General features: G+C 43.1%; 24 protein-coding genes and 1 riboswitch. Of the genes, 4 read left to right on the forward strand and 20 right to left on the reverse strand.

The window, feature by feature from the left end; all coding sequences use genetic code 11:
- Positions 1-11: 11 nt before the first annotated feature.
- Positions 12-1,541: an alkyl hydroperoxide reductase subunit F gene (ahpF, locus tag ACXN9U_RS18500; RefSeq protein ID WP_060963861.1), complete on the forward strand. Its 1,530-nt coding sequence runs from the start codon at positions 12-14 to the stop codon at positions 1,539-1,541.
- Between the two features lie 477 nt (positions 1,542-2,018).
- On the opposite strand, the gene ACXN9U_RS18505 is transcribed toward ahpF, so the two are convergent.
- Complete coding sequence (locus ACXN9U_RS18505; protein ID WP_016937400.1) at positions 2,019-3,362, reverse strand: amino acid permease; 1,344 nt, start codon at positions 3,360-3,362, stop codon at positions 2,019-2,021.
- Between the two features lie 144 nt (positions 3,363-3,506).
- Positions 3,507-3,587, reverse strand: a riboswitch (glycine riboswitch).
- 292 nt (positions 3,588-3,879) lie between these two features.
- Here ACXN9U_RS18505 and fbp point away from each other — a divergent pair.
- Positions 3,880-5,805 (forward strand): fructose-1,6-bisphosphatase, encoded by a 1,926-nt coding sequence (fbp, locus tag ACXN9U_RS18510; protein ID WP_060963860.1) that lies wholly within the window; start codon positions 3,880-3,882, stop codon positions 5,803-5,805.
- Positions 5,806-5,864: 59 nt separating this feature from the next.
- Here fbp and ACXN9U_RS18515 read toward each other — a convergent pair whose 3' ends face one another.
- The 6 genes from ACXN9U_RS18515 to ACXN9U_RS18540 all read right to left on the reverse strand — a co-directional run bounded on the left by ACXN9U_RS18515 (position 5,865) and on the right by ACXN9U_RS18540 (position 12,195).
- Positions 5,865-6,329, reverse strand: a complete 465-nt coding sequence (locus tag ACXN9U_RS18515; RefSeq protein WP_045925593.1) for a (2Fe-2S)-binding protein — start codon at positions 6,327-6,329, stop codon at positions 5,865-5,867.
- Positions 6,322-7,164 (reverse strand): FAD binding domain-containing protein, encoded by an 843-nt coding sequence (locus tag ACXN9U_RS18520; RefSeq protein WP_489202013.1) that lies wholly within the window; start codon positions 7,162-7,164, stop codon positions 6,322-6,324. Before ACXN9U_RS18520 ends, ACXN9U_RS18515 begins: the two co-directional genes overlap by 8 nt.
- Entirely contained in the window at positions 7,151-9,481 is a 2,331-nt protein-coding gene (locus tag ACXN9U_RS18525) for a xanthine dehydrogenase family protein molybdopterin-binding subunit (protein ID WP_489202014.1), read from the reverse strand. The genes ACXN9U_RS18520 and ACXN9U_RS18525 overlap by 14 nt, the downstream gene beginning before the upstream one ends.
- Before the next feature lie 5 nt (positions 9,482-9,486).
- Positions 9,487-10,107: an NTP transferase domain-containing protein gene (locus ACXN9U_RS18530; protein WP_060963856.1), complete on the reverse strand. Its 621-nt coding sequence runs from the start codon at positions 10,105-10,107 to the stop codon at positions 9,487-9,489.
- Positions 10,104-11,120: an XdhC family protein gene (locus ACXN9U_RS18535; RefSeq protein WP_060963855.1), complete on the reverse strand. Its 1,017-nt coding sequence runs from the start codon at positions 11,118-11,120 to the stop codon at positions 10,104-10,106. The genes ACXN9U_RS18530 and ACXN9U_RS18535 overlap by 4 nt, the downstream gene beginning before the upstream one ends.
- A gap of 61 nt (positions 11,121-11,181) precedes the next feature.
- On the reverse strand, positions 11,182-12,195 hold the full coding sequence (locus ACXN9U_RS18540) for an FUSC family protein (protein WP_489202015.1): 1,014 nt from the start codon (positions 12,193-12,195) through the stop codon (positions 11,182-11,184).
- Between the two features lie 344 nt (positions 12,196-12,539).
- Between ACXN9U_RS18540 and ACXN9U_RS18545 the strand changes: the two genes are divergently transcribed.
- Complete coding sequence (locus ACXN9U_RS18545; protein ID WP_489202016.1) at positions 12,540-13,094, forward strand: Pathogenicity island protein; 555 nt, start codon at positions 12,540-12,542, stop codon at positions 13,092-13,094.
- A 58-nt stretch (positions 13,095-13,152) separates the two neighbouring features.
- The gene (locus ACXN9U_RS18550) at positions 13,153-13,314 is read left to right on the forward strand and encodes a hypothetical protein (protein ID WP_004393168.1); all 162 of its coding nucleotides are present in this window, start codon (positions 13,153-13,155) and stop codon (positions 13,312-13,314) included.
- A gap of 255 nt (positions 13,315-13,569) precedes the next feature.
- Here ACXN9U_RS18550 and ACXN9U_RS18555 read toward each other — a convergent pair whose 3' ends face one another.
- From ACXN9U_RS18555 to ACXN9U_RS18615, 13 genes are all read right to left on the reverse strand, one after another.
- Positions 13,570-15,870: an ATP-binding protein gene (locus tag ACXN9U_RS18555; RefSeq protein WP_489202017.1), complete on the reverse strand. Its 2,301-nt coding sequence runs from the start codon at positions 15,868-15,870 to the stop codon at positions 13,570-13,572.
- Between the two features lie 171 nt (positions 15,871-16,041).
- Positions 16,042-16,695, reverse strand: a complete 654-nt coding sequence (locus tag ACXN9U_RS18560) for a HEPN domain-containing protein (protein ID WP_182069207.1) — start codon at positions 16,693-16,695, stop codon at positions 16,042-16,044.
- Positions 16,696-16,697: 2 nt separating this feature from the next.
- Positions 16,698-17,897 carry a GmrSD restriction endonuclease domain-containing protein gene (locus ACXN9U_RS18565; protein WP_489202018.1) on the reverse strand — a complete coding sequence of 400 codons (1,200 nt, stop codon included), beginning with the start codon at positions 17,895-17,897 and terminating at the stop codon, positions 16,698-16,700.
- A gap of 82 nt (positions 17,898-17,979) precedes the next feature.
- Complete coding sequence (gene rlmH, locus ACXN9U_RS18570; protein ID WP_013354196.1) at positions 17,980-18,459, reverse strand: 23S rRNA (pseudouridine(1915)-N(3))-methyltransferase RlmH; 480 nt, start codon at positions 18,457-18,459, stop codon at positions 17,980-17,982.
- A gap of 80 nt (positions 18,460-18,539) precedes the next feature.
- Positions 18,540-18,710 (reverse strand): CxxH/CxxC protein, encoded by a 171-nt coding sequence (locus ACXN9U_RS18575; protein WP_004393147.1) that lies wholly within the window; start codon positions 18,708-18,710, stop codon positions 18,540-18,542.
- A 153-nt stretch (positions 18,711-18,863) separates the two neighbouring features.
- On the reverse strand, positions 18,864-19,034 hold the full coding sequence (locus tag ACXN9U_RS18580) for a hypothetical protein (protein WP_004393146.1): 171 nt from the start codon (positions 19,032-19,034) through the stop codon (positions 18,864-18,866).
- 145 nt (positions 19,035-19,179) lie between these two features.
- Positions 19,180-20,343: a hypothetical protein gene (locus ACXN9U_RS18585; protein ID WP_489202019.1), complete on the reverse strand. Its 1,164-nt coding sequence runs from the start codon at positions 20,341-20,343 to the stop codon at positions 19,180-19,182.
- A gap of 10 nt (positions 20,344-20,353) precedes the next feature.
- The gene (locus ACXN9U_RS18590; protein WP_489202020.1) at positions 20,354-21,103 is read right to left on the reverse strand and encodes a hypothetical protein; all 750 of its coding nucleotides are present in this window, start codon (positions 21,101-21,103) and stop codon (positions 20,354-20,356) included.
- Between the two features lie 551 nt (positions 21,104-21,654).
- Positions 21,655-22,128 carry a GNAT family N-acetyltransferase gene (locus ACXN9U_RS18595; RefSeq protein ID WP_060963849.1) on the reverse strand — a complete coding sequence of 158 codons (474 nt, stop codon included), beginning with the start codon at positions 22,126-22,128 and terminating at the stop codon, positions 21,655-21,657.
- Between the two features lie 46 nt (positions 22,129-22,174).
- Positions 22,175-22,309 carry a hypothetical protein gene (locus ACXN9U_RS18600; protein ID WP_007407881.1) on the reverse strand — a complete coding sequence of 45 codons (135 nt, stop codon included), beginning with the start codon at positions 22,307-22,309 and terminating at the stop codon, positions 22,175-22,177.
- The gene (locus ACXN9U_RS18605) at positions 22,296-23,411 is read right to left on the reverse strand and encodes a response regulator aspartate phosphatase (protein ID WP_060963848.1); all 1,116 of its coding nucleotides are present in this window, start codon (positions 23,409-23,411) and stop codon (positions 22,296-22,298) included. The genes ACXN9U_RS18600 and ACXN9U_RS18605 overlap by 14 nt, the downstream gene beginning before the upstream one ends.
- A 130-nt stretch (positions 23,412-23,541) precedes the next feature.
- Entirely contained in the window at positions 23,542-24,432 is an 891-nt protein-coding gene (gene rocF, locus ACXN9U_RS18610; protein WP_016937381.1) for an arginase, read from the reverse strand.
- A gap of 73 nt (positions 24,433-24,505) precedes the next feature.
- On the reverse strand, positions 24,506-25,906 hold the full coding sequence (locus ACXN9U_RS18615; protein WP_060963847.1) for an amino acid permease: 1,401 nt from the start codon (positions 25,904-25,906) through the stop codon (positions 24,506-24,508).
- Positions 25,907-25,992: the final 86 nt, after the last annotated feature.

Consider the following 25,992-nt stretch of genomic DNA (forward strand, 5'->3'; position numbering starts at 1 on the left):
AGTGCATTCAATTGGTACTTGATGCAAATATCAAAGCACAATTAAATCAATACATGCAGCTAATTGAGAACGACATTGTTCTCAAAGTAAGCGCCGGTGATGATGACACTTCTAAGGACTTGCTGGCTCTCGTTGACGAACTGGCTTCCATGTCATCTAAAATTTCAGTTGAAAAAACTGAATTAAACAGAACACCGAGCTTCAGCGTTAATCGTACCGGAGAAGACACAGGCGTTACATTCGCCGGTGTTCCTCTCGGCCACGAATTTACATCATTAGTGCTGGCATTGCTTCAAGTCAGCGGCAGAGCGCCTAAGGCTGATCAAAAGGTCATTGACCAGATTAAGAACATCAGCGGAGAATACCGCTTTGAGTCTTATATCAGCCTGACATGCCACAACTGCCCTGATGTCGTCCAAGCATTAAACATGATGAGCGTGCTCAACCCGAATATCACTCATACAATGATTGACGGCGCGGCATTCAAAGAAGAAGTAGAAAGCAAAAACATTATGGCTGTTCCGACTGTTTTCTTAAACGGTGAATCTTTCGGAAGCGGCCGTATGACCATCGAAGAGATTCTCGCGAAAATGGGCAGCGGCGCAGATGCGTCTGAGTTTGCCGACAAAGAGCCGTTTGACGTTCTTGTTGTCGGCGGCGGACCTGCCGGCGCAAGCGCGGCGATCTACACGGCGCGTAAAGGCATCCGCACCGGTGTCGTCGCTGAACGCTTCGGCGGCCAGGTACTCGACACCATGAGCATCGAAAACTTCATCAGCGTCAAAGCGACTGAAGGACCGAAGCTCGCTGCAAGCCTTGAAGAGCACGTGAAAGATTATGATATTGACGTCATGAACCTTCAGCGCGCGAAACGCCTTGAGAAAAAAGACCTCTTCGAACTTGAACTTGAAAACGGCGCTGTACTGAAAAGTAAAACAGTGATCCTGTCAACAGGTGCCCGCTGGCGCAATGTCAACGTACCTGGTGAGCAAGAGTTCAAAAACAAAGGTGTTGCATACTGCCCGCACTGTGACGGACCATTGTTTGAAGGCAAAGACGTAGCCGTTATCGGCGGCGGAAACTCCGGAATCGAAGCGGCGATTGACCTTGCAGGTATCGTCAATCACGTGACTGTGCTGGAGTTCGCGCCGGAGCTGAAAGCAGACGAAGTCCTGCAAAAACGTCTTTACAGCCTGCCAAACGTCACTGTGCACAAAAATGCACAAACGAAAGAAATCACAGGCGACCAAAACGTAAACGGCATTACGTTCGTTGATCGTGAAACAGGCGAAGAAAAACACGTTGAACTTCAAGGTGTTTTCGTCCAAATCGGTCTCGTGCCTAATACAGAATGGTTAGACGAAACCGTCGAACGCAACCGCATCGGCGAAATCATCGTCGATAAGAGCGGCGCAACAAGCGTTCCCGGCCTATTCGCCGCAGGGGACTGCACAGACGGCCCGTACAACCAAATCATTATCTCAATGGGATCAGGTGCAACTGCCGCTTTAGGCGCATTTGATTATTTGATCCGGAATTAATGTAAAAAGCCGCCATATGAATGGCGGCTTTTTATGTTATCAGTTAGGGTTTGCTCCGCCAACACATGCTTTTCCTCATAGTTTTGCAGATGCTCCATTTGAATTTTAAGGGTAAATAATGTTAACATTATCCTTGTTAAAATATCAATATATTCCCATTTATATCTATTGCTTTTTTCCTCAAATTAGAAAGGGGTTATTTGAATTGCAAAGAAAGTCTTTTACTGACTCATCAATTTTCTTTTTTTTAATTTGTATTTTGGGAGGCATACTTTTTCTTTTAACAAAATGATTCGAGTCTTTTTTAGTTGTTGACTCTCTAATTTTATACATAAGGCTTGTCGCTATCCACCGTTCCCTTTAAGGCACAAATAGCTTGTTTCCTATATGCCTGGTTAACGAAAGAAAAAGACAGCATACTGCAAGCGGCACGCTGTCTTTTTCTTGAAACTCTGATGACCATTTACTTCATAACCTTTATGTCTTGCTCCCTCTCGCCCGATAGATAAGAAACAGTCCAATAAACCACAGCGGCGTCAGCAGCAAAGCCGGGCGCGTCGCATCCGCAAACAGCATAATCACCAGAATGGCGGCAAACAGCGCCAGCACGGCGTAATTGATAAACGGCGCGAACGGCGCCTTGAAAGACGAGCTTGCGTGTAAGTCCGGGCGGGTTTTCCTGTATCTGATATGACAGACAAGAATCACGCCCCACACCCAAATGAAACAAATCGCGCTGATGGTGGTCACGATGCCAAACGCTTCTTCCGGTATCAATTTGCTTAAAAGAGCGCCCGCTGACAGCACAATGACCGATACCCATAACGCGCTGCTCGGCACATGGTTTTTATTCAGCTTCGCGAAACTGGCCGGCGCCTGTTTCGTTTTGCTTAAGTTATACAAAATCCGGCTTGTAGAAAACATCCCGCTGTTACAAGCAGAAGCGGCCGACGTTAATACGACAAAATTAATGATTCCCGCGGCCACCGGAATGCCGACTAAGCTGAAGGTCTTCACAAAAGGACTTTCCGCCGCATTCAGCTGCGTCCAAGGGTTAATACATAAAAGAATGATCAATGCCCCGACGTAGAAAAATAAAATACGCAATGGAATTTTATTGATAGCGGACGGAATGTTTTTTTTCGGATTTGATGTCTCCGCTGCCGACACACCCACTAATTCCACACCGACATAGGCGAAGATCACCATCTGGAACGATAGCAAAAAGCCTGAAAACCCGTTTGGAAACAAGCCTCCGTGCTCCCACAGATTCGCCGCTGAAACCGTTCCGGTATGCGTTTTGAACCCAATCACCAGCAAAACCACACCGATGACAATTAACGCGAGAATCGTGATCACCTTAATTAAGGCGAACCAAAACTCCAACTCTCCAAAAATCTTGACCGTTAACAGATTAAGCCCTAATAAAATGAGCAAACAGATAAGTGCAGGAACCCATTGCGGAATGTCAAACCAATATTTCACATATACACCGACGGCGATCACATCCGCCATAGCCGTCATAATCCAGCAAAACCAATAAGTCCAGCCGGTGACAAACGCCGCACGCGGCCCTAAATACGCCTCGGCAATATCCGTTAATGATTGGTACCCCGCTTTAGATAACAGCAGTTCTCCCAGCGCCCGCATGACGAAAAAAAGCGCAATACCTACAATAAAATACGCAAAGATGATAGAAGGACCCGCCAGCTGAATCGCCTTACCGGACCCTAAAAACAATCCGGTGCCGATCGTGCCGCCAATGGCGATCAGCTGCACGTGCCGATTCGACAAGTCCCTCTTTAGCTCTCGCTGTTCCACACCTGACTCCTCCTTACTTTTTGATGAACGACGAGAAAATAAAGCCAATAAAAAAAGAGATTGGATGCCCTCCAATCTCATGGTCATAAGAATATCAAATTATATTTGCGCCGCTGACAATCAACAGCATGCCAAATACATATTCGGTACTCTTCTGTCCTTTTGCCTGAGATTGTGAACCCTTCGGCGCCGCGGTAAACCCGCGGTCTCTCCAGAAGCCGCTCCTGCTGTAGTTCGACCCACAGCAATCATAGCCTGCTACGTATTAAGTTTCCGATAGAAATAACTATCAGCTAAATTTTTATTTTAATAGAAGTTTAATCATTTGTCAACAGGGTGATGAGCTGTCTGCGGAAGGTATATGTTGAGGCCTTAAGCGCCGTATTTTCTGTTTTGTTTGTCTCAAAAAGGACTTATGAGGTACTATCATATAAGGTCTAATAATTTAAACATCATGTCATACTTTAAATTCACCTTATCATGCAATGGCTCGTAAATAAAAAGGGGATGGACGAGATTGGAAACCAAATATTTAGATCTGCTCGCACAAAAATACGATTGTGAAGAAAAAGTGGTCACAGAGATCATTAATCTGAAAGCGATACTGAACCTGCCGAAAGGAACCGAGCATTTCGTCAGTGATCTGCACGGAGAGTATCAGGCATTCCAGCACGTGCTGCGGAACGGTTCAGGAAGAGTAAAAGAGAAGATCCGCGATATTTTCAGCGGCGTCATTTACGATAGAGAAATTGATGAACTGGCGGCTTTGGTCTATTATCCGGAGGACAAACTGAAGCTGATCAAACATGACTTTGATACGAAAGAGGCATTAAACGAGTGGTATAAAGAAACGATTCATCGGATGATTAAGCTCGTTTCATATTGTTCTTCCAAGTACACCCGCTCCAAATTGCGCAAAGCGCTGCCTGCCCAATTTGCTTATATTTCCGAAGAGCTGCTGTACAAAACAGAACAAGCCGCCAACAAAGAACAATATTACTCCGAAATCATAGAACAGATCATCGCGCTCGGCCAAGCTGATAAGCTGATCACCGGGCTTGCTTACAGCGTGCAGCGATTGGTGGTCGACCATCTGCATGTTGTCGGCGATATTTATGACCGCGGACCGCAGCCGGACAGGATTATGGAAGAACTGATCAACTATCATTCAGTGGATATTCAATGGGGGAATCACGATGTTCTCTGGATAGGCGCCTATGCCGGTTCGAAAGTATGTCTGGCCAATATTATCCGTATCTGTGCCCGCTATGACAACCTGGACATTATTGAAGATGTCTACGGCATCAATCTGAGACCGCTATTGAACCTTGCCGAAAAATATTATGATGATAACCCGGCTTTCCGCCCGAAAGCAACTGAAAACAGACCGGAAGATGAGATTAAGCAAATCACAAAAATCCATCAGGCGATCGCGATGATCCAATTCAAGCTTGAGAGCCCGATTATTAAGAGACGGCCGAACTTTAATATGGAAGAACGGCTGTTACTGGAAAAGATTGATTATGACCGCAATGAAATCACGCTGAACGGAAAAACGTATCAACTGGAAAACACCTGCTTTGCGACGGTGAATCCCAAACAGCCCGATCAGCTATTAGAAGAAGAAGCAGAAGTCATGGACAAGCTGCTGTTTTCTGTCCAGCACTCCGAAAAGCTGGGCCGCCATATGAATTTTATGATGAAAAAAGGCAGCCTGTATTTAAAATATAACGGCAACCTGTTGATTCACGGCTGTATTCCTGTTGACGAAAACGGCAATATGGAAACGATGATGATTGAGGATAAAGCTTATGCGGGCCGTGAGCTGCTAGATGTTTTTGAACGGTTCTTACGGGAAGCGTTTGCTCATCCGGAAGAAACTGATGACCTGGCGACAGATATGGTCTGGTACTTATGGACAGGCGAGTATTCCTCCCTCTTCGGAAAACGCGCCATGACCACCTTTGAGCGGTATTTCATCAAAGAGAAGGAAACGCATAAAGAAAAGAAAAACCCGTATTACTATTTGCGTGAAGACGAGGCAGCCTGCCGAAACATCCTGAAGGAATTCGGGCTCAACCCGGATCATGGCCATATCATCAACGGCCATACACCGGTAAAAGAAATCGAAGGCGAAGATCCGATCAAGGCAAACGGAAAAATGATCGTCATCGACGGCGGCTTCTCCAAAGCCTACCAATCCACAACAGGCATCGCCGGCTACACGCTCTTATACAACTCCTACGGCATGCAGCTCGTCGCCCATAAACACTTTAACTCCAAGGCCGAAGTGCTGAGCACCGGAACCGACGTCTTAACGGTGAAACGATTAGTTGACAAAGAGCTGGAGCGGAAGAAAGTGAAAGAAACGAATGTCGGTGAAGAACTGATGAAAGAAGTGGCGATTTTGGAGAAACTGCGGGAGTATCGGTATATGAATTGAGGAATATGGAGTTCAGGGATGATTCTCTGGGCTCTTTTTGTGATTCCCCGCAACAACGGCTAATGATCCCCTTTCCCTGTATGTAAAACCGATTTAACCGCTTCTTCAATCTCCTTATAACCCGTACATCTGCAAATATTGGACTCCAGCCAATTTTTAATCGTTTCATCACTTGCATTCGGCTCAGTATTCACTAAGGCATGACAATTCATGAGAAAACCAGGTGTGCAATATCCGCATTGAAACGCAAATTTTTCAATAAAAGCCTTTTGAATCGGCGTATTGATAAGTCCTTCAATTGTCGTAATGTCCTTTCCTTCCCCTTCTGCCGCAAGCATTAAGCAAGATTTCATTGGTATCCCGTCCGTTAATACCGTACAGGCGCCGCAATCCCCATTTAAGCAGCCCGGCTTTGAACCAGTTAATCCGAGACGAAGACGGAGAGCAAATAACAAAGTATCGGCCGGTCTGACAGTCATCTGTCTTTCTTCGCCATTTACTTTCAACGTAATAGGATCAGACATTGGAACCTCCTTCTAATTCCTGCAAGGCATCTAAAATTGTATTTTGCAAGATAAATATCCGATATTCACTTGAGCCTTCTGCATCATCAAGAACGGGTTTGGGTACATACTGTAAAGACCTGCGCACTCTATCCTCTGCTGTGCCGCTTTTATCGTTAAGCACAGCCTCCATTTCAGCAGAACGAAAAGGAAATGGACATACGCCGCTGAAGGCCATTCTGATCTCATCATCTTTTTTCAGCGCACAGACTGTCACCAATGGATATCCGACATTCCACTGCTGTCTTCTTTTGATACTGACAAACGGCAAGTCAACATACGCTCGATCGACAACGATATGAAATAAAAAATCTCCTTTTCGCAACTGTATTTCCTTGTTAAATACTTTATTTATGGGACGGTAATGAATCCCCGCTCTCCCTGCAATCCCTAGCAAACTATCAGAAATCAGCAACGGCAGCACGGCCTCACGGTAATAGATGCCCCCGCAAATATTTCCGCCCAGGCTGATTTTATTTCGAGACGTCCGATCCGCAATTTCACTTACTGTTTTACTTAATAGCGGAAATGGATTTTCTTCCTCCAGTTTCGTTAATGACACGCCCGCTCCGATCACCAGATCATTTTCATAAAAGCGGATGGTTTGAAATTCCGGAAGCACGTTCATATCTATCACCGCATCCGTATAGATGATATTCAGCCTTCCTAACGTGATAATTTCCGTGCCGCCGGAATAATACATTGGTGTTTTCTTTTCGGCCGCAAGCGAGTGAAATAGATTGATTGTTTCTTGAATGGTCTTCGGTTTAAAATAGTCGAAATCAAACGGTATCATCTTTCCACCCCTCTTGCGTCCTCCATAATCGTTCGGGAATGAGAGGAAGTTGATTCAATTGGACACCTAAAGCGGCGGAAAGGCAATTTCCCAATGCTGCCGGCATCCCCAACAGTCCGTGTTCCCCGCCTCCGCGCGCTCCATAAGGCGCAATCACATGCGGGGTTTCAACAAATTCAATGATATATTCAGGCTGCTCTCCATAGTGAAGGGGGCGGTATGTTCTAAGCTGAGGATTTAATACTCTGCCATATGAATCAAATACAAAGGTTTCTCTTCCTCCAAATGCGATTCCCATACTCATCCCCCCCATCACTTGACCCCTAGCAGCTTTTTCATTCAGTACAGTTCCTATATCCACAACAGAATAGGCTTTTGTAATTCGATACGTATAATCCCGTTGATCCAACTCAACTTCAATTCCCTGAGCACCGACAGCCCACTCGGGTCCCGGCTTCCCTCTTCCCGTTTCCCGGTCTAAATTCGTCATTCGGGTTAATGTGTAATTGCCGCTCGCAATGATTTGGCCGCCAATGGTATTTCCATTTGGAAACGTATATCCGTAAGCAATGTCTTTTATTTCAACATGTACAGAAGGATGATCTATAAAATAAACCTTTCCGTCGGCCACTTCCAATTCCTCGACAGGAACCCGCAACACGCATGATGCCACTTCCTTAAGCTTTCGAATGGCTTCTTCCGCTGCATTCAGTACGGCTCTTCCGGCCATTAACGTCCCTCTGCTCCCCACGGTTTTCCAATGTTCGGGTGTTGTTTGGGTGTCTACAAGCATTTTCACGTGAATCTTGCTTATATCCATTTTCATTCGTTCCGCCAGGATTTGGGCTAACACTGTTTTTGTCCCTGTTCCTATTTCCACTACCCCTGACATCAAATTAATGCTTCCATCGGGATTAAAGGTTAAAATCACCCCGGACGTTGCATTTGTATCAAATGTTGAGGTTTTCCAAATGCAGCTGATCCCCTTCGCCCGTATCTTCCGGCCGTCGATTTCAATTCGCTGTCCCTCGTCCCAATTCATTAATTCCTTCAATCTCTCAATGCATTTCGGCACATTTCCGACCGTGCTTGAATTGAGAAGAACTTGAGTCGGTGTGGTGTCACCGGGGCGAATGGCATTTTTATAGCGGAGTTCTAATGGGTCCATGTTCAGCTTTTCCGCCAATACATCCATCGTCCGCTCAAAGGCAAATAACACTTCAGCATGGCTGTAGCCCCTGAATGCACTTGGATATGGATGATTCGTATACATACAATATGAATCACACCGTATATGATCGATCGCGTACGGACCCGTACAATCAACCACCGCAGCCCGGCTGATGTCCACTCCTTTATCAGAGTATGCTCCGCCATCAAATAAAAGCTGAATGTCTGCCGCCTTTAAAATTCCATCCTTTGTGGCCCCTAATTTGACAATGGCATCCAGTCCTATATGACCAGGAGATGTGATCATATCCTCTTCTCTCGTATTAAATAATTTGACGGGCCGGCCTCCGACTGCTTTTGATGCCAAATAGGCAATGACCTCTAACTGAACGGCTGCTTTTCCCCCGTACGCTCCTCCTACTAAAGGGGTTTTGACGATAACCTTTCCGGGTTCAATTCCAAAGTACCACTCCATTAATTTTTTAATGGCAAAAGGAGCTTGAGAGGATGTTGTCATGATAATCTCCTCATCAGCCCGAATTTCAACAATCGAGCATCTTGTCTCCATAGCCGCGTGATCAGAAGGGTTAAAGGAAATTTGGAATTCTGCTGTCACATCACTTTCCTTAAATCCGTCTTCAATATTTCCTTTTCTGATTTTATCCAGGTTCGCGATATTTGTCTTCGGAACCGGGAATACACCTGCCTTCTTCTCATAGCGGTCAACATGTTCATGGACGAGGGGAGCATCTTTTTGAAAAGCCTCACGGGGGGAATTGACGACGGGAAGAGGTTTATAGGACACTTTAATGGCATCCGCGGCCTTTTTGGCTATGATTGGATTTTCCGCCACAACTACAGCAACCGGCTCACCGTGGTATCTGACCCTTTTATAAGCAATCGGCGGCCTGTCTTTAATTTCTTCACCTGCAAGCGGAAAAGGTTCATCGCCCAATATCGCTTTCACTCCGGGAATCTTCCAGGCTTCTGAAAAATCAATAGACACAATATCGGCATGAGCATATGGGCTGATCAGCATTTTTGCGTGTAATGTGCCTGTTGCATGTAAATCATCCGTATATTTCGCCTTACCCGTCACTTTTTCAAGAGCCTCTTTCCGAATGACACTTTTCCCGATATACTCCAACTCATTCACTCCCCGAATTTATTCAGCAGGAAAGTATAATCTTCAACCGTGTCTACGTCATAAAAAAGCAAAGGGTCTTGAAAGCTGATCATTTTTCCCGTCTTGAACATACTTTCACGGATCACGTGCCGGGCGCCCTGATCTCCCTTTAACTGATGCAATACTGGAAAACATTGATTTGAGAATAAAATGGGGGGCATAGGAAGATGCTGATTTTCAGCGGCGATAAATGAATAGCGGCGCTCCTTTTGATAGGAATCAATTAACGTATTGATGATATCTGCGGTGACAAACGGCTGATCTGCAAGGAGAATGATAACGGCGTCAGCCTCGTACGCTGCCGCTTTTTGTAAACCGCATTGTATAGAATGGCCTTGGCCCTTACCCGCTTGCTCACATTCCGCCTGGCTCCACTTATTTGAGATGGGATCTAAAAAGAAAAAATCCGAAAGCCAATGCAGTGAATCTCCCTTTCTCGTTACAACGAAGATATGATCTAATTCAGATAACAGGGCATGTTTAAGGGCCATACTTCCGAGGGAGACGCCATTGAGAAATAAACTGCGCTTATCCGTCCCCATGCGTCTGCTTGTACCGGCTGCCAGGTAAATACCTGCTGTTTTCATAAGCGAGACCTTTGTTTTCGCATTTCTTTAATCATCTCGCCAACAATGCTTACAGCAATCTCCTCAGGCCCTTGTGCCCCGATGGAAAGCCCAATGGGGGAATGAATATCCTCTGGAATATCCGCTCCGCCTAATAGCCGCTCGGTGCGCCTTCTGGGGCCTAATACACCTTTATAAAACACATTCTTGTTTTTTAATGTATGTAAAATGATCTGATCTTTTTGAAAGCTGTGCGTCATAATGACAACAAAATCCCTTTTTGTCATGCTCAGGCCTTCCATGACTTCTTCCGGTGCTCCCGTTATCAATTGGCCGGCTTCAGGAAAATGACCGTGATGACATAAAGCGGGACGCCAGTCTATCACCGTCACATGAAAGCCCGCACGAGCTGCCAACGAAACGAGCGGCCTTGCATCTTCTCCTGCTCCGAAGACGTATAGACAAGGTTTTGGAACCATCTGATGGATAAAAAATAAATCAGATGTATGTTCATCCCTTTTGATTCCCTTTTCCGTCTGTCTCAGTTTTTGAATACAGCCTTGTTCCATAACATCCCCGGTTCCAAACACTCTGCCGTCTTCAGCTATATACAGATCTTCCTTCGGCTCTAACGTTTCAGTGAATCGTTTCACTCGGGTCACAGACTTTTTTTCATCTAAGCATGTCTTGACTGTCATCAGATTTCGTTCCAATTCCCCTTTTACAGGCTCAAGCAACACCGTCAAAACACCATTACAGCCAACGCCCCGCCCCCAGGATAAATCGTCCTCCGCGCTCATATCAAAGCGGACAATCACCGGCTCTCCCGCAGCCCAGACCTGCTCTGCCCTTTCAGCAAGATCTTCTTCCAGACAGCCGGCGGATAACATTCCGACTCTTGTTTTGTCTCCTAAAATTAACATGGAGGCCCCTTCCTTCTTATAAGCGGACCCCTCTGTTTTAATGATGGTAGCCAGTACCTTAGCTTTTGCAGAAGCCCCGATGACATCCAAAATCCGGTGTATATCATCCATTTGATTTCCCCCGCTTTTACCTGATCATCTGTATATCCATATTCTTTTTTTCCGGAGAACATTACAAACTCTTCAGCAATTTCTTCGTTTCTAAAAAAAAAGAGTCTTTATAGACCTGACTCGGCTGCGGGTGCGACTGCATATCGGAACGGAGAGATTCCAATAACACGTTCTGTTCCTTCTGTTTCCAATTGTCTGTTTCACCCAGCTGTATTCCTTTAAAACCCGCAAAAAATTCATTTAACACTTGTAAATCATTGCCCAGCTCCCTTTTGTCACTCGAAGATAAGTCTCCTTCTTTTTCCCATTCTTTTAACGTTTTCACGACATTGGATATATACTCATATCCAGCATTCATCTTTTGCATCTCTGTTTGATATCTTGCAAGAGTGATTTTATGTTTTTTTCTGATGGGGTTGAATTTCAAGCTCTCAGAGGCTGTTTGCAGCATCTCTTTTGCCGTATGCAGCTCCTGCAGAAGGTTATTCACTTTATCTTCCATGATGTTCCCTTTTCCTTGTCCCCATTCTGATTGCACCCATTTGGAAAGGTCTGAAAGTGTGTCAGAAAGCAGATGAGCCAATGTTTGAAAAGAGTCCGCTGCCCTTTTTGTATAGTCCGGCGGAAAAAGAAACATATGAACCAGAATCGCGATGACGACGCCGATCACCGTATCGATGATCCGATCCATTGCATAATCTTTAGAGTGTCGTTCAAACGTAAATACCAATAAAATGGTGAGAGCTACCTGATGCAGAACCGTTTCATCTATTCGTAACCACTTTGCAACGTACGTCCCGCCTAATAGTAACAGCCCCAGCATCCAGCCATTCATTTGTAAGTAACTGACAAGATAAGAGGTTAACATGATTCCGATGACCGTTCCCGCAATCCGATGAAAAGAAAATCGAACCGACTGATCTATGGTCGATTGCAAACATAAGATAACGGATAGAGGCGCTAAGTACGGGTGTTTAGAACCCGCCAGCTTTGCCGCTTCCCAAGAAACCGCAGAGGCAATCGCCATCTTCCAAACCAAGGATGACTTGTTTTGATTTTTTTTACTTTTCTTCATCATACGCCCCTCCTTTCAGAAACCTTTTCCACTAGGTTTCCGTTACGCAAAGGGATTTATACTGACGTATGGAAAATGCGGAAGAAGCTGTTGTTGAGAGGGGGAGATTCTTGAATGACAGCTTCTTTTTGGGGTTGGGGAAAGAGTAGTAAAAGCTGGGTTCTACTCCTTGATAACTTCGCATTAGATATGAACTCTGCTCTCCTATGACTTTCGAAGGGAAACATACAAACCTTGTTGGTTAATGTGATGAAATTGGGTGAATTTTTTATCATTTTATATAGTAAGGGTTTAAGAAGCAGAATGCCTTTGTTAGTATGGCAACCAAAGGAGGAGGATCAATTATGCAAAGCAAAATGAAGCTAACCGCAGTGAAACTGGCAGCCTTGGTATTCCTAGCAGGTGCCTTTGCCCTCCCGGTTTTACCCCCTGCTGCGGCTGCCGCAGCATCCCAAGCTACATACAAAGTTGAAAACCTCAATGACAGTGAGTTGAAGATGACGTTCAATCATGCAGATGTTCATATTGACGCTAAAGGCAATGCAACCCTAAAAGACAACATAACGGGCGAGGAGCAGGCTCTTCCGAAAAGCTCTACTGACAAAAATGGTGACCCCGTTACACTGAAATACGAAAAAATCAAAAATGGCGTTTTAGTCAAAGTCGTGAACAACGACTCTGGAAAAACAAGCGGTTCAATCAGCACCCAATCAGTCGGGAAATGTATTTTAGGTACTGGAGGCGGTGCGGTAACTGGCGGCGGCACACTGGGTCTCGCAGGAGCTGCTGTAGGAACAGTCACAATACCCGGCATCGGAACAGTAGGAGCGGGTGCCGTTGGAGCCATTACCGGCGCTGTTGGCGGTGCAATGCCAGGAGCTGCCGCATCTTGCTTTTAACCATGAAGAAAAAGGGGCCCGCGCCCCTTTCTTTTACTAACTATGGAAGGTGGTCGACATGTACAAAATCATCATTCCTTCAATACTAGCCATCTTCATTCTCTGGATACTCTTACAGATTTCACTGGAGATAAGTATCGTTAAGAATCCATTGAATTACTTTATTGTATTCATTGTCTTCTTTCTCTTTATAAAGATGGTGAAAGAGAAGCAACAGTAGGTTGCTTCTCTTAGCTGTGGAAACCGGATTTGTAGTGGAATCTGGTTTTTTTTTTGAGTTTTATTCATTTGTGAATGTCAAATGTGACGTATCCTCCGTTAAATTAGCTTTCCACAAAACGGAGATTTTAAAGATTCTCATAACAAAAAAGAGATAATTAAACATACTGTCTAATAATGCGTTTTTTATCTTCTTTCAATAAATATTTCTTGTTTTATGATAAGGCTGTTCATGTCTATTAAAATGGTATTTTACTTATTTGAGTTCATCTGCGGTTGCTGCTACTTCATTTTCATTCTCCAAAAGACGGGGTTGTATTACTTTATCCAGGTAGGATTTCATTCTACCGGTACTAAAATGAGTTCTAGATTCAGATGCATAAAATAGATATATATCACCTTTTAACTCATTGTATTCATTTATAATTACATTATTGATCATACTCTTAAACCTCTCAAAAGCTTTTCTACCTTCTTCAGAGAACCAAAATATAACAAGTTTGTTTCTTTTTCGAGTCTTGGAATTGTGTTCTTTTAATAAGTGTATTAATCTATAACCCATATCCATATCATTACTTGTTGTAAAGTTCCTATACTTTATTTCAAAAATAATGTCACCCCATTTATTATTCTCTGCAAATATATCAAATTGATTAATTGAATTATTTATATCTCTGTTTTTCCAACTATTATACACATTGTAACCAAATACTGTTAGATATCTATTGATAACATAAAAACAATACCGTTCAAATAGTTCGGATATTGAAATCCTAATATAATTGGTATTCCGGATTATCTGATCAACCTCTTTTATACTTAACATTTCTCCGTGTCTAATTTTATTACTTAATCTGTATAAACCTTTGTTTCTATCACTTAACCATTTCCCCTCTAAAATACCCATGTCCACTAGTTTCTTTACAAGTTTCATGAGGCTCTGTTTACTGTATTTGTTTTTATCTCCTTCTATATCTACCAGTATATCCCTGCAGTATTTTTCAATCTCTATCATACCTTCTAAAAACTTTATTTTTCCTTGAGATTGGTCATTACTAATACCATCTATTTTTATATTCGCTTGCGCTGTCCATCTATAATAGATTTCTTCATCATCATTATTTGATTTTTTCCCCAGCAAGTTTCTATCTAACAAACTGTTTAATAACTTATTACACATTTCATTTAATTGAAACTTAGTCCAAAATGGATATTGTTCTGAGTAATCTCCTTCAAAATCATAAACTTCACTATTGGTGAAATATGTGTTACCTTTTAATTTCATTTTCTTAATCCATATAAATAATTGATAAGTTAAAAAATCTTTAACTCCGCTATCAAAATCAGAGTTGTCTATATTTGTTTCAACTATCTTTGTTATTATCTCTAGTATTATTGAATCAGTTTTGTAAGAATCTAAATTAGATTCATCTATTAATAAATAAGATTCATTACTATCCCACTCTATGTCTTGTAAAATCAAATTGTTAAATCTTCTCAATGTTCTATAAGAATTCAGAATTAATGAATCCTTATAACTACTTATTAATTCAGTATTTATATTAGATGAATCGATTAAATAAGAATTAAACAATTTCTCTAAACCTATATTAGTAGTCAATGGAATATGTATACTCTTCGCAAAAATACTTGTCATAATTGAATTATCTAGCACGCTGGAATTTATAAATTTATAATATAACTTTTGCCCTGATATTACAATAAAACTAGCTAAATCTGATAAAAGCAGTGGTTTTAAATCAGATATTATACTTGTCATATCATTTTCGTTTTCAATTTTATCTAACTCATCAAGAACAATTATTGTTTTTATGCCTTCTTTCTTCAATTCCTCTAGAATATTTCTTAGATGATACTCAGCTATTTCATCATCATATAATGACTTTCTATTTAATTCTTCTACACAGGAATTTCTCTTTTGAATTTCAAGTTTTAATTTTGATCCATCTATAATAAACCAGCATATACTCAACACTAATAAGCCAATACCCGAATTCTTAAAAAAGTTGGGAAAGATATCGAAGCTAATATTTAGGCTCATAAGAACTACTACCACTAATGGCATTAAAGACTTAACTATATCCTTAAAACTAAAACTCCCTTCCAAATTACTATTAAACTCTTTTAAATTCTTGAAATTTGAACTGCTGAAAATCTCATAAAATGTATGATCATAGAGCAATTCAATATTATCTATTAATTGTTTATTTTTTATTTGTTTATATATTTTACTTGAAGATAAAGTGAGATATATTTCTCTTATTAGCTTTCTCAGAATCAATGAATAATCTTCATATTTAGAAAGATTTAAGTGTACAAATATATAACTTTTATCCTGTATCTCTTCTTCTAATTTTTTAATCAGTGTAGTTTTTCCTGTGCCTCTATATCCCGATATCAAAAAACAAGAATTATTTCCAAACAACAATTGTTGCGTTAACTGATCTTTAATTTCATCTACAGCTACATCATAATTGACACTATTCTTTATATTCGATGAGGAACTTATTTTTTTTGAATCTATTCTCACCCTCATAATATAATCTCACCCTTCAAAAAGAATAACTACTTATGTATAAAATAATATATTATAGTTTTTTTTACTCTCAAAAAAACAAATTGAAATATACTTCGTAGATGCTAATATCTATATCTGATAATAATCTGTTTGCAAAAAGGAATAAGCATTAAAGCTTATTCCTTTAGGTTACTCTTTTAGCATATTATCAATTATTTCATCCAATTCTTTTAACCCATGCTTAATTATTTCCAAATCATTTTTCTCTGTAGTTAAATCTATTGGTTGCTGAGTATGTACCGAGGTGTGCGCTGTTTCTCCTCTTCTCGAGCCAAAAGAATCCATAGTACTTAACCATGCTGTATCTAATTCAAATATATCTATTCCTAGTGGAACTAGTAAATTGATGAGGTTTTTTTGTTTAAGTCCGTGATTCATTTTAATCTTTTCCTCTTTGAAATCTGCACATATTTTTCCTATCTTTTCTTCTAACTTCATATATTTTCTATTATTATTTCTTTCACTCACCTCCTCATATCCGTTGATTTCAGGATTATCAAGAAATTTGTAATGAGCGAACAGAGAAAGAAGGCTTGTACTTATTTTCTTATGTTGAAACCAGTTACTTCGTGAAAAGTTTAACAATTCTAATGCTCTGTCCTCTAAGTAGCTTTCCACTTCTGCGTGACATAGTACTCTATAACCCCTACACATATCTAGTTCTTTTGGGTTTAAATCAATGACAGACTTTTCATACAACTGAGATACATAATGATTTTCTAAGTCATTTAATCTGCTTTCTAGATTATTATATCTATTGGAATAGGTCTTAACATCCTCCACCATTATTCCTCCATCATTATGCTCAGTCGATTATCAGATTTTACCAACTTCGGAACTGGAAAGTCTGTAAAGGTTGATATTATATCAGCAATCTTATTAAACCTAAATCTAACTTTAGATAACCCTTTAGTAGAAGATGAAATGGATTCATTGAATTCACTATCAATTGTACTGATGTTTTCAAAATCTTTTTTGAATCCTTCCTTATTCTTTTTAATACAATTGTATATTTCCTTATTTGAAAGATAAAAAGTAAATACTTCAAATAAAGGTCTATTAAATCTATTATTATACTTATTTCCGTCAAATCTGCTAAAAGCACCTTTACCAAAAATATCAATACATAGATTGATTGCGTTTTCTAAATCCCTAAAGTTTCCTTTGATTTCATCCTCCTTTTTTTCCCAATTTTCATTCAATAACAGACAGGTGTCATCTAAAAACAATTTTAAGTTACCTTCATTTCTTTCTAAGTTATGTTTAAATGCATAAAACCTTAATGCAAGTTCCACATCCCTCATACGGGAGTCAGGTTCGTTATTATTAAGAAGTTCCCAGAATGTTTGACTATTTGCAGTTGCATCATCTAAAAAGTCTAAAAATGGGCCCGGATGAAGTGCTTGTCTTAACTCCTGAGGTGAAAGTTTCTTACTTCCTGTATTTAAACGAAGGAAGACGGTGAATAAAAATTCCTCATTTGGCCAATTTTTTATGACAACCGTTCGAATTGTTTGATTTTCAAATTGATTTTTGTAATCAACATAGCTATAGTCATCTTCAATTTGTTCAATGATTTTCCCATTAAGTTCAGTTAAAAATTGGAGACTCTTCAACTTTAACTTGTTAAAACCACTTTCTTTTTTTGCGCAAAATTGTCTAATGGCAAGAAGCCTCTGCTTTCCATCAATAACGATATACTTACCCTTATTGTCTTTTTTCTCAGCAAGTATAATTGGTGGGACGGGAATTCCCAGCATTAATGATTCCACTAGTCTTGATTTATTCATATCATTCCATGCATCCCTACGCTGGAATTTAGGATTTAGATCAATATTACCTTTGCTAAGTTGAGAGTTAATAGTTTCTACCGTCCAATCAGTTCCCCAAATTACTGCTTCAGAAAAAGTATCAGGAACTGTTCTTAGATCTTCTTCACTTTCTTCCTCATATTTTTCAAATTCTTCATAATTCACATCAAACATTTCCAACACCACCCTTATAAATTTTTTAGTTATATCTTAGAATCTTATTTATTTTCCTAAAATCCGTCAATAAAACCCCCACTCACTTATGATAAGGCTCCCCACGATTAATCCGAAAAGCCCGGTAAATCTGCTCCACTAATATCAGACGCATCAGCTGATGAGGAAATGTCATCTTCGAAAATGACAGTTTGTCGTCTGCCCGTTTCATGACGGCGTCGCTTAGGCCGAGTGAGCCGCCGATGACGAAGGTGATTTTGCTTTTTCCATAAGTCGCCAGCTTATCTATTGTATCGGCCAGTTCTTCGGATGTTTTCATTTTTCCTTCGATGGCGAGGGCGATGACGTGGGTGTCCGGGCTGATTTTGGCCAGAATGCGTTCGCCTTCTTTGTCTTTGACGATTTTCATGTCTTGGTCGCTCAGGTTTTCCGGAGCTTTTTCGTCCGGGAGTTCGATGATGTCGATTTTTGCGTAGGCTGAGAGTCGTTTTTTGTATTCTTCAATGCCTTGCTTGAGGTATTTTTCTTTTAGCTTTCCGATGGTCACAATATTGATATTCACAGGTCATCCCCACTTTAGAAACAAGTTATTCATATATATTGTCCACAATTGTGGATATCTTTTCTGTATTTTGTGTAGGATCATTCGTTCCCTACTAGATATGTTGCAGTGTCCCCACATAATTCACAGGCTGTGGATAAACTGTTAGTATGTTCGATTTTTCTGATTTCGGGCGGAAGCTCATGATCATCTATGTACATGTCCAGCACGGTTTCGATATGTTCTTCACAAGAATAATAAGCGGTTTTCATTGTTACATCCTCCGGTTTTCTTTTGCGCGCGGCAATTGTTCTCTTCTCAATATAACCTATTTATACACATGTTAGTAGTGCTTCGGGCTGAGTTTTATCCACAATTCGGCAAATCACGCGCAAAAAGAGCCGGCGTTTGCAGCATCCGGCTCTTTACGTGTTTTCTCTTTTTTCTAAGCGAAGGACGAACAGAATTCCTAATAGACACGCCAGCAGCGTACAGCATACGTCAATCCAGTCCGGCTTTCCGCCGTTTAAAAATGAGTTGGTTATCACGGAAACCAGGAGAATGGTGACGGTCACCGCGGCAAGCTTTTTCTTCATCGGCTCCCTCCTTCACCTGACTGTCTTCTGCTTTTACGGTGCAAATTCCTCTATTTCTATGTTCGGTCGGCTTTTTTCTTGCAATAACGTTTCATTATAAAAAGCTTACCAAAAGCGGCAAGCTCTTCCCAAATGTTCATACTCTTCAAAACCCGCCCATCACCTGCACATCATACAGCTTGAGATGGCTTTTCGGCGTGATGATGTCTTTCAGGCTGGGGATAGTCCGGTCGTTCAGTTTTTTGCCCGTTTTCAGGTCGAAGGATTCAATTTTGGCAGGCTTTTTGTAGCTGTACGTGAACAGATACAGCTTTCCGTTTTGATGCGTCAGGTCTTTGAAGTCGGCTTTCATTCGTGATGCGGGGAGGGTGAAGGCCTTTTTGCTTTTTCCGGTCTCAGGGTTGATGCGGTAGACGGTACCGAAGCCGTCAACGAAATAGAAGCTGCGCCGCTCCATGAAAAAGCTTTTTTTGAAGCTGAACGGCATGGAGTCATAGATAGTCTGTTCGTCATTTTTATAAGCGGCGATGTCATATGTTTTGATCGCGCCGCTCTTTCTCATAACTTTCACCATTTGATAGATGCGGTCTGCTTTTTCCCCTCTGGTGACAAAGCAGACGGCGCCGTCGTCCGCGGCGAGCTGGGATTCGACTGACGTGCCTTCTTTATACGTCCATGTCGCGATGGATTTTGTATGGAGCTTTTCTTTATCGGCCTGAATATCTTGTATGTGATAGCCTTTTTCGTCATCTGTCGGCGTGAGCGCGAAAAGATGATCTTTAAAAAAGCCTGAGGCGCGGATATAGTGCGGGATGACGTCTTGCTTCAACCTGCCGTCAATCTGGCGGTACAGCTCTGAGCGGTAGCTGCCGCCGCTCTTGTCGTAGCCCGAATTGTACAGCGTGTAAAAGCCTTTCGTCCGTTCGATATACCCGGCGCTGTCTCCCGTATGCTGATACGTTCTTTTATATGTGTGAAGACCATTTTGAACGGTGTAGATTCCTTTTTTGTCCTCCAGCAGCACGCTGCCGTCATTCACTTTGGCCGATCCGAGCTCAAGCCCCTTCATTTGATAAGAAGAGAGCCGCCCCTTTTTATCGGCGAAGAGGGCATAGCTTTTTCCGCCGCCGAACGTGTCTTGGTCAGCCGCAGTGGAGAAATACAGCAGCGCTTCTTTATCTTTCAGAAAATCAGGATCATTTAATGTTTCCCTATCAACCTCCGCAGGCTCTTCCGTGCGGAAATAGAAGAAGCATAAGACCGCTGCGGCAAGGATGATCACTAAGGGTATCCAGATGATTTTTTTCACGTTGTTCCCCTTAGTGAATGGTCAGAATCGTGGTCGTGTAAGACGAGCTTGTGATGTCACGCGGATATACACCTAAGCCGCCGTTAGAGTCGATATCAATCCCGGCTTTTAAAAGGAATGCCGACCACAGCAGTTTTGAGCAGTTTTTGGCGCCTTCATGGCCCGTATTTCTGTTATTGACGAAGTTGAAGGAGTATTCATCACCCACTCTTGATACAGCCCAGTCAGCGGCGGCTTGTTTTTGGGCATCAGTGACTTTCACGGTCTGGACGATTGAATTGTCTTCGACTTCTCTTCCGTTATAAGCAATCTGGCGGACGCCGTCTCCCGGCACGGATTCGACAATTTTATCAGCGGATGAATACATGCCGACATGCCCGTGGTTGTAATAAGCCGTGTATGAGTTCGTGTAATAAATATTGCCTTTTGTGCTTTTCGGAAGTTTTTTTGTGCCTGATGATCCGCCCATTGCAGAGAGCCCGTCTTTGGAAGCGATTACATTTCCTTGCACCTTATCTGCCGTGATTTCTTGATGAAACTGCTTGAGGATCGCTTCTGTTGAAACATGTTTCTGCTGGGCAAGCTCTTTGGCGGATCGGAGAACGTCTTGCGGGGTCGTGCCCTGCTGAAGCTCTGCGATTTCTTTTGCGTAGCGGGCTGCTTCTGTTTCTTTCGCTTTGACATTCGTACCGGAGAACGATAAAACCATGGTGAACGACAGGGCAAACGGGATGACGGCTTTGAACAGCTTTTTACACATATTACTTCGCCTCTTTTCTCAAAGTATAATTTTTCCACATTTGCATTATATGACGGAATTGCGATAAAAAAATAGCCAATTTACAGATTTTTAAAAATTTTATAACAATAGTAAAATATATGCATAATCGTCCTAACAAATACATAACAATCGAGTCGTTGCGGTTTCCTCATTGGGGTTAGGGTGCATGGGCATGCAGGAAGGGCTACAGCAGCCAGAGTGAGTCATGCCGTTCATCTCGGGGTGATCTATGTGGATTGGATCGAATGAAGAGCTTGTCGGAAAAGCACCTTTATGATCTGCAGAGGTTGATCCGCGGGTGCCGATTGAAGAGACCGTCGGCGCCATGAAGGAGGACGGCTGATCAGAGGCGTCTCCCTGCCGTGAGCTCGGCAGAGGTTTTCTGCCTAAAGGCGGATCAGCTTGATGCCGATGAGTACAGAAGAGAACGCCGCGATTTCATTTAGCTATCAATACGGAGCCCGTCCAAAAACTTACCGCCATTGCCCGGGAAATGAATAACAAAAGAGGCCCATCGTGCGGGCCTCTTTTCAAGAAAGCTCTTTACTCATGATCACATCGGTCTCCAGGAATCCCGTCTTCTCATACAGCTTCCGCGCCGTTTCGTTATGAGCGAACACATGGAGAGAAATCTTGCGGACACCCAGATCTTTGGCTTTGTCCTCCAGCCTTGCGAGTGCCTCTTTTGCATAGCCTTTGCCGCGGAAAGGCTGATGAAGGCCGAAATCATAAATAAATGCGTCGTGCTGCGGGTGGTCCGGATCGGCGTGCAGCCACAGCCAGCCGGCATTTTCCTTACCGTCCAATGTCAGCGTCCATAAATAGTGATCGGCCGTTTCCAGGCCGTCAGGAAGCAGGTCATCAAACGCCAGCTCCGCTAATTCCGGCGCTTCATCAGGCAGCCACGTTCCCGCTTTTACCTTTTCTTCAGCGTAATGCTTTGTTGAATGAGCGAGATAGGACTGAAATTCTTGTCCTGTCATCGGCTGCAGCGTGATAGCCATTGAATCACTCCTTACAAAACACAGACTGAAAGCGGTTCATGAAATATTATCCGAAGGCTCCGTTTTCCGCCGGTTTTATGATTTGTTCGGCTTGTGCCGTTGAACCAGTTTGCGCAAATAATCCAATCGAAATGAGACTTGCCAAAGCTGCTGAGAGTACAATGAATTTACATGTTTTCATTACGAATCCCCTCCGTCAATCTCAAAATTTGGTCATTGGCATCAATTGATTCCTGAAAATACTTCGCCGCCAGTTTGTAATTCTCCTGTTTTTTAAAATGCGCAGCAGCCTGATACGATAAATCAGAAACGTCACTCCACAGCTCTTTCCTTCTTAACTCGGCGAAGGCTGATTCAAGCGCTTCTTCACTGTGGTCAATAAATACATGCTGTAAAATGCGCAGCTTTTGGGTATATACGGGCTCGTTTTTGTCTTCTGCGGCATTCAGCGCTTTATGCAGCCAAAACCGTCCCTCATCCGTCTGTTCCTGCTTCAATAATACTCTGGCCAGCATGTACAGACTCCGCACCGAATACGCTGATCGCAAATGCTCCTTTTGATCGAGAGCCATTTCAAATTCGACTCGCGCCTCTTCCAATTTCTCCTGTCTTTCATAGCAAATGCCTGCGTTAAAGTGGGCGAGCGCTTCAATGTGCGGATCGCCCGCTTTGGCGGCTTGATGGACTGCCGTCTGCAGGAGCGCTTCAGCTTTCTGGTAGTGAAACAGGTCCATTCTGTTACAGCCGATCACCATTAAACACTGTGCTTCTCTGACCGCGTACATTTCGTTCGCTTTGTAGATCTCTAACGCTTTTTCCGCATGGTTCATCGCAAAGTAGTTTTGGCGGATTTCATAATAGGCTATCGCCACTTGATAATTAAACTCGGCTCTTTCAATCTCATTCGGTATGTGCCGGAGCCTGCTTTCAGCAATCCTGTAAAAATTAATGGCGTTCATGAACCGTTTTTGGTAAAACTCGTGCATTCCGGAAAAAAAGTAATAATAGTATTGAATCATCTGGTCTGTTTTTTCTTTATCGGCGGTCAGCTGGATCGTTTTTAAAATGCCGTCTGTTTTCTCATACTCTTCCATCAAAAGCTTATAGCGGGAATCAATTAAATTAAAATAAAGGAGCACCGTTTGATTTTGTGTCATATTTTGCAGATCTGTAAGCAGTTGTTCTCTTAACGCCTCAGCCGATTCGGTGTTGTGCTTTTTGATTTCTTCATACCAGTCACTGATTTTTTTCGCAACAGTTTCGTGGGCCATCACCTCAGCCATCTGTCAGGACACCTCCCTTTCCCATTTTGTGTAATAAATATATCATATTTACAGGGTCAAAAAGAGGGTGACAGCCTGCTAGTTTCCTCGTGGCAACAAAAAAACCTCCGCAGGTGCGGAGGCGCATATTTTATAATAGTTTTTTTCCCAACAAAGATTCCACCAGCTCAACCGCTGTTTTGCCGGTTTTGTTTTTGTGATCGAGGATCGGGTTGACTTCGACAAATTCAGCTGAGGTGATAATGTCGGCATCATGCAGCATTTCCATTGCCAAATGGCTTTCACGGTAGCTGATGCCGCCGACGACAGGCGTCCCTACGCCGGGCGCGTCGCTCGGATCGAGGCCGTCGAGATCAAGGCTGAGGTGAACGCCGTCACAGTCTGACAGGTAGTCAATGGTTTCTTCAATGACCTTCGTCATGCCGAGGCGGTCAATCTCATGCATCGTATAAACCTTCATGCCTGTTTCCTTAATGTATTCACGCTCGCCTTCGTCAAGCGATCTCGCGCCGATGATGACGACGTTTTCCGGCTTGATTTTCGGAGCATAGCCGCCCAGATTCACCAATGTGTCGTGCCCGACGCCGAGGCTGACGGCCAGCGGCATTCCGTGAATATTGCCTGACGGCGATGTTTCCAGCGTATTTAGATCGCCGTGCGCATCGTACCAGATGACGCCGAGCTGTTTATAATGCTTGGCCGTTCCTGTCAGCGTTCCGATCGCGATGCTGTGATCGCCGCCTAAGACGAGAGGGAACCGCTCATTCTCGATGACGCTGTCCACCTTATGGGCGAGCTGCTCGTTCCCTGAAAGCACAGAGTTCAGATTTTTCAGCTCTTCATCATTTTTGAGTTTTTCACGATTGACGGGGATGTCGCCTAAGTCTTCCACCGCATACCCCATGTCAGATAACCGTTCAATGAGATGCGCGTAGCGGATGGCGCTCGGGCCCATGTCCACTCCGCGTCGTGCTTGTCCTAAATCCATCGGCATTCCAATAACTGAGATATTCTTGTTCATCCGTTTTTCCACCTCAACATGTTGTATGTTGTCCTGTGCGGGTTTCTCAAAGATGACTTGGACACGAAAAGATTTAAAGCTCTATCTGTTTTTCTGACTGTTTATGCTTTTTTACATACAGATGATAGACGATAACGCACACCACCATGAACGGGATGCCGCAATAAAGGGCGAGCCGCTGTTCTGAATCAAATGCGAGACTGATCAGAACGACCGTATTTAACGTCAGCCCGATAATAGGCAGCACCGGATACAGCGGTGTTTTAAACTTAAGGTCTTTCACTTTGCCGCCTTCGCGGACGTATTTCCGTCTGAACATCAGCTGCGACAGAGAAATCGTAATCCAGCCGACCTGCGCGCTTAGTCCGGCTAATGATAAGAGAAACATATAAACGGTTTCCGGCGCTGCCACTTTAGACAGCAGCGACAGACAGGCGACGGCCAGCGTCACGATCAGCGCGTTCATCGGCACGCCGCGTTTATTTGTTTTACCGAGCGCTTTAAAAGCTTGTCCTTCGTTCGCCATGGCATATAGGATACGCGTCGATGCAAACAGGCCTGAGTTGGCCACTGACAGCAGCGCAATTAAGATAACAAAGTTCATGATATCGGCGGCATATGGGATTCCGATTTGTTCAAACACCACGACAAACGGGCTTTTGATCACTCCCGCCTGCTTCCACGGAATCATGCCGGCAATGACGATGATGGAAAGAACGAAGAAGACAAGCGTTCTCCATACCGTCTGTCGGATAGAGCGCGGGATCGTTTTCTCGGGGTTTTCACTTTCTCCCGCGGCAACCCCGATCAGCTCCGTTCCCTGGAACGCGAAGTTTACGGTAATCATCGTAACAAGCATCGCCTTCATGCCGTTCGGAAACAATCCATCCTCATAAAAATGAGAGAAGAAAGGTGCCTGCTCGCCGTGTTTCAGATCGATCAGCCCGAACATGGCGGCGCCGCCCAAAACAATAAACAGCAGAATGACTAAAATTTTAATGCCGGAAAACCAAAATTCCGACTCAGCGAACGCTTTTGTGGTAATGGCGTTCAATAGGAACATCAGCCCGACAAACACGAGGCACCACACCCATACGGGAACATGCGGAAACCAGCGGAGCATCAATTGTCCCGCAGATAAAAACTCAATGGCGCATGTCACCGCCCAGCCGAGCCAGTACAGCCAGCCGAATGCGAAACCGAAAGCGGGGCTGATGAATTTGGTGGCGTACGTCTGAAACGACCCTGATACAGGAAGGGCAACCGCAAGCTCGCCTAAGCAGAGCATTGTCAAAAACATAATAAAACCGCCGACCAGATAAGACAGAACCGCGCCCAGCGGTCCCGCCTGGTTGATTGTAAATCCGGTACTCAGGAAAAACCCGGTGCCGATCACTCCGCCCAATGAAATCATAAACAAATGGCGCGATTTCATTGTGCGCTGAAGCTGATTCTCTTTTTGATTTGTATTCACTATTCTGCACCCCTTCAGCAACTTGTATTGGAACCAAGCCGGTGCTTTGAAACCGATTTGCTGTCCAAAGAGCTCTATTTGTATAT

It is taken from the genome of Bacillus sp. BACIII (genome assembly GCF_057836745.1).